Consider the following 6,550-nt stretch of genomic DNA (forward strand, 5'->3'; position numbering starts at 1 on the left):
CCGGTCCTCTTGTGCCAACTCCCCTTCCACAGTTGACCGGAGACGCCCACCGGGCCGCCGGGCGGGCGGCCAGGGTGTTCCCGTGGCCGGGTCACGCCGTCGCGAACCACGCTTGCGCGAGCGCGTCCAGGGTTCCCTCGGCGGGTGCGCCCAACTCCCTCAGGTACCAGGGGAGGTTGCTGTACACGTGCAGCAGCGTGTACGCGAGGAGGGTGGACGGTTCGAAGGTACGGCCGTACGCCCGGGTCAGCCGGGCCAGCAGGTCCGGGTCGCCGCGGGTGACGAACAGGCCGACGCCCACGAAGTCGTAGGCAGGGTCGCCGATCATGGCGGGTTCGAAGTCGAAGAGGCCGGTCAGCAGCCAGCCGTCGGGATCGACGAGGAAGTGCTGCCGCATGACCTCCGTGTGCAGCAGCGCCGGGCGCGGGGCGCGGGGCAGGGAGACCGAGGCGAGGAAGTCCGGGATCTGCTCCAGCCAGTGCTCCGGCAGCCCGCGCGCACGCTGGCGCGCGACGGCTCCCGCGCGCTGCCGGTCCAGGAAGGCGCCCCAGTCGCCGGGTCCGAGGACGTCCCCCAGGGGCGCGGGGTCCAGCGCGTGCAGCGTCGCCAGCGCCTCGCCGATCTCGGTGACGATCCGCTCCCGGTCGGCGCGCGGCACCCGGTCCCAGGCGGCGGCCAGGTTCTCGCCGTCCAGCCGGGACATCAGGACGTACTGCCAGCCGTTCTCGTACGGCCCGAAGTCCCGCACCCGCGGGGTCGGCACCGGCAGCCGGCCCTGGAGGTGGGTGAGCACACGCCCCTCCGCGACGCCGTCCCGGGCGGCCGCCCCGGGGAACAGCTTCAGGACGTGCGTGTCACCGACCGCGTAGACCGGCTGCGACCCGTCAGGGAACCGGGTCAGGGGGACGCCGCCGAGTCCCAGGCGCGCGCAGAGATCCGCCGCGCCGGGGCCCATGACCGTCTCGTCCGGGACGACCTCGTCCCACTCCTCGTCCGTATCCACTGCGGGCAGCATGATCGTGACGGTAGGGGGCGGGGGGTGGTGGGGCAACGGCATTTCCGGGGAGGGGAGGGAGAGCGAGTGGGGGCGGGGGCGGAGTGGAGGCGGGGGCGGAGTGAGCCGGAGGCCGGGGGCCCGAAGGCCCCGGGGGCCCGGAGGCTCGTCCCTCCCGCCCGTCAGCCCCACGTCGTGCCCGCCGGCTCCTTGATCGTGGTGTTGATGCGGTTGAACATGTTGGTGACCGCGATGGTGAGGATCAGGGCGGACAGTTCCCGCTCGTCGAAGTGGTCGGCGGCCTCGTCCCACAGGGCGTCCGGTACCGACTCGTGGGAGCGGTCCGCGAGCCGGGTGACCGACTCCGTGAGCTGGAGGGCGGCGCGCTCGGCGTCGTCGTAGAACGGCGCGTCGCGCCAGGCGGTGACGGAGGCGATGCGCTCCTCGCTCGCGCCCGCCTTCCGCAGGTTCTGCACATGCCCGTGGACGCACGCCCCGCAGCCGTTGATCTGGCTGGCGCGCAGCCCGACCAGCTCCTGCACCTCCTGCGACAGCCCGCTCTCGCCGATCGCCTGGAAGATGCCGCCGATGCCCTTGAGGGCGCCGGGGAGGACGTACGCGGGGTTCTTCATCCGAGCCTGCATGGCCGGTCTCCTTCGGTTTCGGTCAGTGGTGTCCCGGGTGTTCCCGGTGGCTTTCACTGCATTGACGGAGCGGACGCGGGAGATGTGACAGCCGCGGCGCACCTTTGTGGAAGAAACCGGTTTCGGCGCATCGTCGGGTACAGGCCGGTTAAAGGCCTCTGCACCGATTGGCAACAACATGCTCCGCTACCTACCGCACGCCCGGTCTGGAGCGGTACCGTCCATGTGTCCAGGGGGGACTTGATCGGGGGGTCAGGTTGAGCAGTGGGCGCATTCGTGTGCTGAGTCCGAAGGATCTCGGCGAGGGGGAACGGGAACGGTGGCGCGCACTGCGTGCCGCGTCGACCGCACCGCGCAACCCCTTCATGGAACCGGAGTTCACCGACGCCGTCGGCCGTGTGCGGTCGCGCGCACGGGTCGCGGTGGTGTACGAGGGGCGTGAGCCGGTCGGCTTCCTGCCCCATGAGCGCGGGCTGCTCGGCCGAGGCCAGGCCCTCGCGTACGGCGTCTCCGACGCGCAGGGTGCCGTACTGGCGCCGGGCCTCGGTCTGAACGCCGACGAACTGATGCGGGCCAGTTCCCTGTCCAGCTTCGCCTTCGACAACCTGGAGGCGGAACAAGGGCTGTTGGTGCCGCACGCGGCCGCCGAGTACACCGCCTATGTCATCGACGTGGAAAAGGGTTACGAGACGTACGAGTCCGTGTTGCGGGCCCAGTCGCCGAAGTTCCTGAAGACGACCCTCGCCAAGGAGCGCAGGCTCGGCCGGCAGGTCGGGGAGCTGCGGTTCGTGTTCGACGAACGCGATCCGGCCGCGCTGCGCACGCTCATGGCGTGGAAGTCCGCGCAGTACCGCAGGACCGGCCGCCGCGACCGGTTCGCGCAGGACTGGATCACCCGGCTCGTGCACACCCTGCACGAGACGCGCGCGCCGGAGTGCTCCGGCACGCTGTCCGTCCTGTACGCCGGGGACAAGCCGATCGCCGCGCACTTCGGACTGCGGTCGGCGACCGTCCTGGCCTGCTGGTTCCCCTCGTACGACACGGAGTACTCGAAGTACTCGCCGGGTCTGGTGCTGCATCTGCGGATGGCCGAGGCGGCCGCCGCCGAGGGCATCGGACTGCTCGACCTGGGGCGGGGCGCGGCCGAGTACAAGGACTCGCTGAAGACCGGGGAGATCTCCGTGTACGAGGGGGCGTGGACGCGTCCGGGGGTGGGCGCCGCGCTCTACTGGCTCAGCCGTGAGCCGTCCCGGCGGGCGCACCACTTCGTGCGCAACCGGCCGAGGCTCGCCGCGGCGGCCGCACGGACCTTGAAGGGGGCGGGCCGGCTGCGCCGGTCATGACGGTCACAACGCTCAGGGACCAGGGGGGTTCATGTTGCGCGCGAGACGTGTACGGCAGGAGATAGACCGGTTCCTCGACATCGGGGCGGTGCAGGTCGCCGAACTGGAACTGGACGACGGGGGTGTGCTGCGGCCCGGACCCGGCAGCCCGCCCGTCACGCACGGCGAGGTGTTCGTGCTGGTCAGGAGGGGTGGGCGGCCGGTCGGCACGCTGCTCGGGCGGGTGCCCGAGGGGGCCGACCCGAAGGCCGTGCTCCTCGCACTGGCCGCCCGTGAGCACGGCGGGGAACCGATCGCGAGCGTCTCCGCGCTCACGGTCCCCTCCGCCACCGTCGTCATCGCGACGCGCGAGCGGTCCGAGCAGCTCGCCCACGCGCTCGACTCGATGCTCGCCCAGGACCACCCGGACTTCGAGATCGTCGTCGTGGACAACGCGCCGGTGACCGACGCGACCCGGGACCTGATCGAACGCAAGTACGCCGAGCGCGTGCGGTACGTGACCGAGCCCGTGCCCGGGCTGGCCGTCGCGCACAACAAGGGCATCGAGGCCGCCCGGGGCGAGGTGATCGCCTTCACCGACGACGACGTGGTCGCCGATCCGCGCTGGCTCACCGAACTCACCGCGCCCTTCGCCGCCGACCCCGGCCTCGGCTGCGCAACCGGGCTGATCCTGCCGGCCCGGCTGCGCACTCCCGCCCAGGTGCTCCTGGAGAGCCACGGCGGCTTCGCGAAGGGCTTCGCCGCACGCACGTACGACCCGCACGATCCGCCCGTCGACGAACCGCTCTTCCCGTTCACCGCGGGCCGCTTCGGCTCCGGAGCCAACATGGCCTTCCGTACGGCGGTGCTGCGCACGGTGGGCGGCTTCGACCCGGCGACCGGCGCGGGCACGCTCGCGCGCGGCGGCGACGACCTGTACGGGTTCGTCCGCGTCCTCGCGCAGGGGCACCGGCTGCACTACACCCCGCGGGCCCTGGTCTGGCACCACCACCGGGAGACCTGGCGGGACCTGGAGACCCAGGCCTACGGCTACGGCGCCGGCCTCACCGCCTATCTCACGGCGGTCCTGGTCAACAAGCCCGCACTGCTGCCGGCGTTCCTGGCGCGGCTCCCGAGGGGGCTGGCGTATGCGCGAACGCTCACGGCGAGCCGGGCGGCGGAGGCCGGTTCCGGGAACGGTTCCGGGACGGCGGCGGGGGCGGAGGCCGGTTCCGGGACGGCGGCGGGGGCGGGGTCCGGGGCGGATGCGCCGGAGCGTGGGGCAATGAGCACGCCGGAGCGTGGGGCAGGGAGCGCGCCCGAGCGCGGGGCAGTGAGCACGACCGAGCGCGGGGCAGTGAGCGCGCCCGAGCGCGGGGCAGGGAGCGCGCCGGGTGGGCACGACGCCCGGACGCATGCCTGGCCGCGGCGGCTGTCGCGGTTGCAGCGCCGGGGGATGCTGTACGGGCCCGTGGGGTACCTGAGGGCGCGGCGGGCCCTGCGCGCCTCTCTCCGGGACCTCGGTGCGGCTCCCCCCGGAAGACCTGACGGAAGACCTGATGGAAGACCTCACGGAAATCCCGCAGGAACTCCTGTCAGAAAACCCGCCGGAAGACCCGTCGACGCTCCCGAGGAGTCCCGATGACCGCCGGGGGCGCCCGGAACACCGGGAACAGCGGGAACACCGGGCCCAGCGGGCACACCGGGCTCGGTGCCATACCGGTGTTCCTGTACCACGCCGTGATGGAGGATCCGCCGGACTGGATCGCGGAGTTCACCGTCACGCCGAAGCAGTTCGGCGAGCATCTCGACGCCGTCGTCGACAGCGGTCGTACACCCGTCACCATCAGCGCGCTCGCCGACCACCTCGCGGGGCGGGCGCCGCTGCCGGCGCGGCCCGTGCTGCTCACCTTCGACGACGGCTTCGCCGACCTGCCGGGACCGACCGCCGAGGCGCTGGCGGAGCGTGGTCTGTCCGCCACCGCCTACCTCACCACCGGCGCGATCGCCCCGGGCGGGCGCAGCCTGCTGCCGCCCGCGCCGATGATGACGCTGCGGGAGGCGGTCCGGCTGGAGCAGTCCGGCATGGAGGTCGGCAGCCACACCGTCACGCACGCCCAGCTGGACACCCTCCCGCCCCGGGATCTGGCGCACGAGCTGCGCATGTCCCGCTCGGTGCTGGAGGACGCCCTGGGCCACCGCGTGCGCCATCTCGCCTACCCGCACGGCTACAACAGCGGCCGGGTGCGCCGTACGGCGGCCGAGGCCGGCTACGAGACCGCCACCGCCGTACGCCACGCGCTCAGTTCGGACCGCGACGAGCACTACCGCATCGCCCGGCTGATCGTGCGCCGCGGCCACACCCTCGCCGATGTCGAGGACTGGCTGGCGGGCCGGGGTGCGCGGATCGCGCCGTACCGCGACGGCGCGAAGACCGTCGCGTGGCGCTGGTACCGCAGGGCCCGCGCGATGGCGCGCGGGCCCGTCTTCGCGGGCTGAACCGTCCGAGCGAACCAGGTCTCCGTCCCCGGCCCGGCCGCCGCTACCTCAGCGGCTGGTTGAGGTAGGGGTCGGAGACCGCCTTGCGCAGGCTGGTCCATGCCTGGTCGTTGGCCACCGCCAGATCGCAGTGCGGCCCCGGGTCGCGGTAGTTCCACTGGAGGGCGGCCTTGACGCCGGTCAGCCCCTTGAGGACTCCCGGCACCTGGGCGTACCACTGGGCCTGCCGGTCCGGCCGCGACCCGTCGTTCGCGGTGCCGAACTCGGAGAGCATCAGCGGTTTGTCGTCGGAGATGTTCTTGCGTATCCACGCGTGCGTGGCCCGCTGGGTCTGGGCGAAGGAGAGCCAGCCGGTCTTGTGGCACTGAAAGTAGTTGTACTGGTTGTAGGCGACCCAGTCGACGTAGTCGTCGCCGGGGTACATGCGCTTGATCAGGTCGGCGTGCGCCAGATAGCCGGTGGTGATCCAGGTCCACACCACGTTGGTCACGCCCAGCTCCCGGAACCGGTCGTGGATGTGCCGGTACGCCCTGACGTAGTCCTCCGGGGTGCCGTTGGCCGGGGTGCGGGTGTCCATCTCCAGGTCGAAGGAGAGGAAGACCTTCTTGCCGTACTTCTTGACGCGCTTGGCCTGTACGTCGATGACGGACGCGTCCAGGGCGCCGTTCGCGATCTGTTTCCAGGTGGGCTGCTGCGCCTTGGTGCCGCCCCACCACTTGCTCTCCCAGGAGAGCAGCAGCAGATGGTCGTCGGCCGCGACGCGCTGTTCCTCCTCGGTCAGCAACTGCCCTTCCAGCCTCGCCCCTTGGACCAGCGACATGTCGTGGTACGTGTACACGATGTCGAGTTTGCGGCCGATCCTCTTCTCGTAGTCGCGGACCTTCTCGGACAGGTTTCCCTTGTGGTGCGGCACGAACGCCCCGAACCAGGCCCCGCAGGGCGGTTCGAGCAGCGCCGTCGGCGCGCACGCCCCGCCCATCGGGGGGGGGGGGGGGGGGGGGGGGGGGGGGGGGGGGGGGGGGGGGGAGAAAGGGGGGGGGGGGGGGGAAGGTGGAGAAGAAAGAAACAAAACCTAAACCCCCTCCCCCCCC

The 6,550-nt window shown here is 72.1% G+C and carries 6 protein-coding genes; 3 read left to right on the plus strand and 3 right to left on the minus strand.

The features are described from left to right. Window positions 1–91 precede the first annotated feature (91 nt). Both ACZ6D7_RS30800 and ACZ6D7_RS30805 read right to left on the minus strand, forming a co-directional pair. On the minus strand, window positions 92–1,015 hold the full coding sequence (locus tag ACZ6D7_RS30800; protein ID WP_469497706.1) for a phosphotransferase: 924 nt from the start codon (window positions 1,013–1,015) through the stop codon (window positions 92–94). Between the two features lie 161 nt (window positions 1,016–1,176). Next, the gene (locus ACZ6D7_RS30805; RefSeq protein WP_388399572.1) at window positions 1,177–1,638 is read right to left on the minus strand and encodes a carboxymuconolactone decarboxylase family protein; all 462 of its coding nucleotides are present in this window, start codon (window positions 1,636–1,638) and stop codon (window positions 1,177–1,179) included. A gap of 272 nt (window positions 1,639–1,910) precedes the next feature. Between ACZ6D7_RS30805 and ACZ6D7_RS30810 the strand changes: the two genes are divergently transcribed. The 3 genes from ACZ6D7_RS30810 to ACZ6D7_RS30820 all read left to right on the plus strand — a co-directional run bounded on the left by ACZ6D7_RS30810 (window position 1,911) and on the right by ACZ6D7_RS30820 (window position 5,459). After that, window positions 1,911–2,981, plus strand: a complete 1,071-nt coding sequence (locus ACZ6D7_RS30810; protein ID WP_469497989.1) for a GNAT family N-acetyltransferase — start codon at window positions 1,911–1,913, stop codon at window positions 2,979–2,981. Window positions 2,982–3,012: 31 nt separating this feature from the next. Beyond that, window positions 3,013–4,605 carry a glycosyltransferase family 2 protein gene (locus tag ACZ6D7_RS30815; protein WP_469497709.1) on the plus strand — a complete coding sequence of 531 codons (1,593 nt, stop codon included), beginning with the start codon at window positions 3,013–3,015 and terminating at the stop codon, window positions 4,603–4,605. A gap of 98 nt (window positions 4,606–4,703) precedes the next feature. Beyond that, window positions 4,704–5,459, plus strand: coding sequence for a polysaccharide deacetylase family protein (locus tag ACZ6D7_RS30820; protein WP_469497992.1), 756 nt, complete (start codon window positions 4,704–4,706; stop codon window positions 5,457–5,459). Window positions 5,460–5,502: 43 nt separating this feature from the next. Here ACZ6D7_RS30820 and ACZ6D7_RS30825 read toward each other — a convergent pair whose 3' ends face one another. Beyond that, complete coding sequence (locus ACZ6D7_RS30825; protein ID WP_469497712.1) at window positions 5,503–6,438, minus strand: glycosyl hydrolase; 936 nt, start codon at window positions 6,436–6,438, stop codon at window positions 5,503–5,505. Window positions 6,439–6,550 lie beyond the last annotated feature (112 nt).

It is taken from the genome of Streptomyces sp. NPDC041784, assembly GCF_055591025.1.

Coding starts and splice junctions, on each gene's coding strand:
- ACZ6D7_RS30800 (WP_469497706.1), bottom strand. CDS start 1,015: ATGCTGCCCGCAGTGGATACGGACGAGGAGTGGGACGAGGTCGTCCCG.
- ACZ6D7_RS30820 (WP_469497992.1), top strand. CDS start 4,704: ATGGAGGATCCGCCGGACTGGATCGCGGAGTTCACCGTCACGCCGAAG.
- ACZ6D7_RS30815 (WP_469497709.1), top strand. CDS start 3,013: ATGTTGCGCGCGAGACGTGTACGGCAGGAGATAGACCGGTTCCTCGAC.
- ACZ6D7_RS30825 (WP_469497712.1), bottom strand. CDS start 6,438: ATGGGCGGGGCGTGCGCGCCGACGGCGCTGCTCGAACCGCCCTGCGGG.
- ACZ6D7_RS30805 (WP_388399572.1), bottom strand. CDS start 1,638: ATGCAGGCTCGGATGAAGAACCCCGCGTACGTCCTCCCCGGCGCCCTC.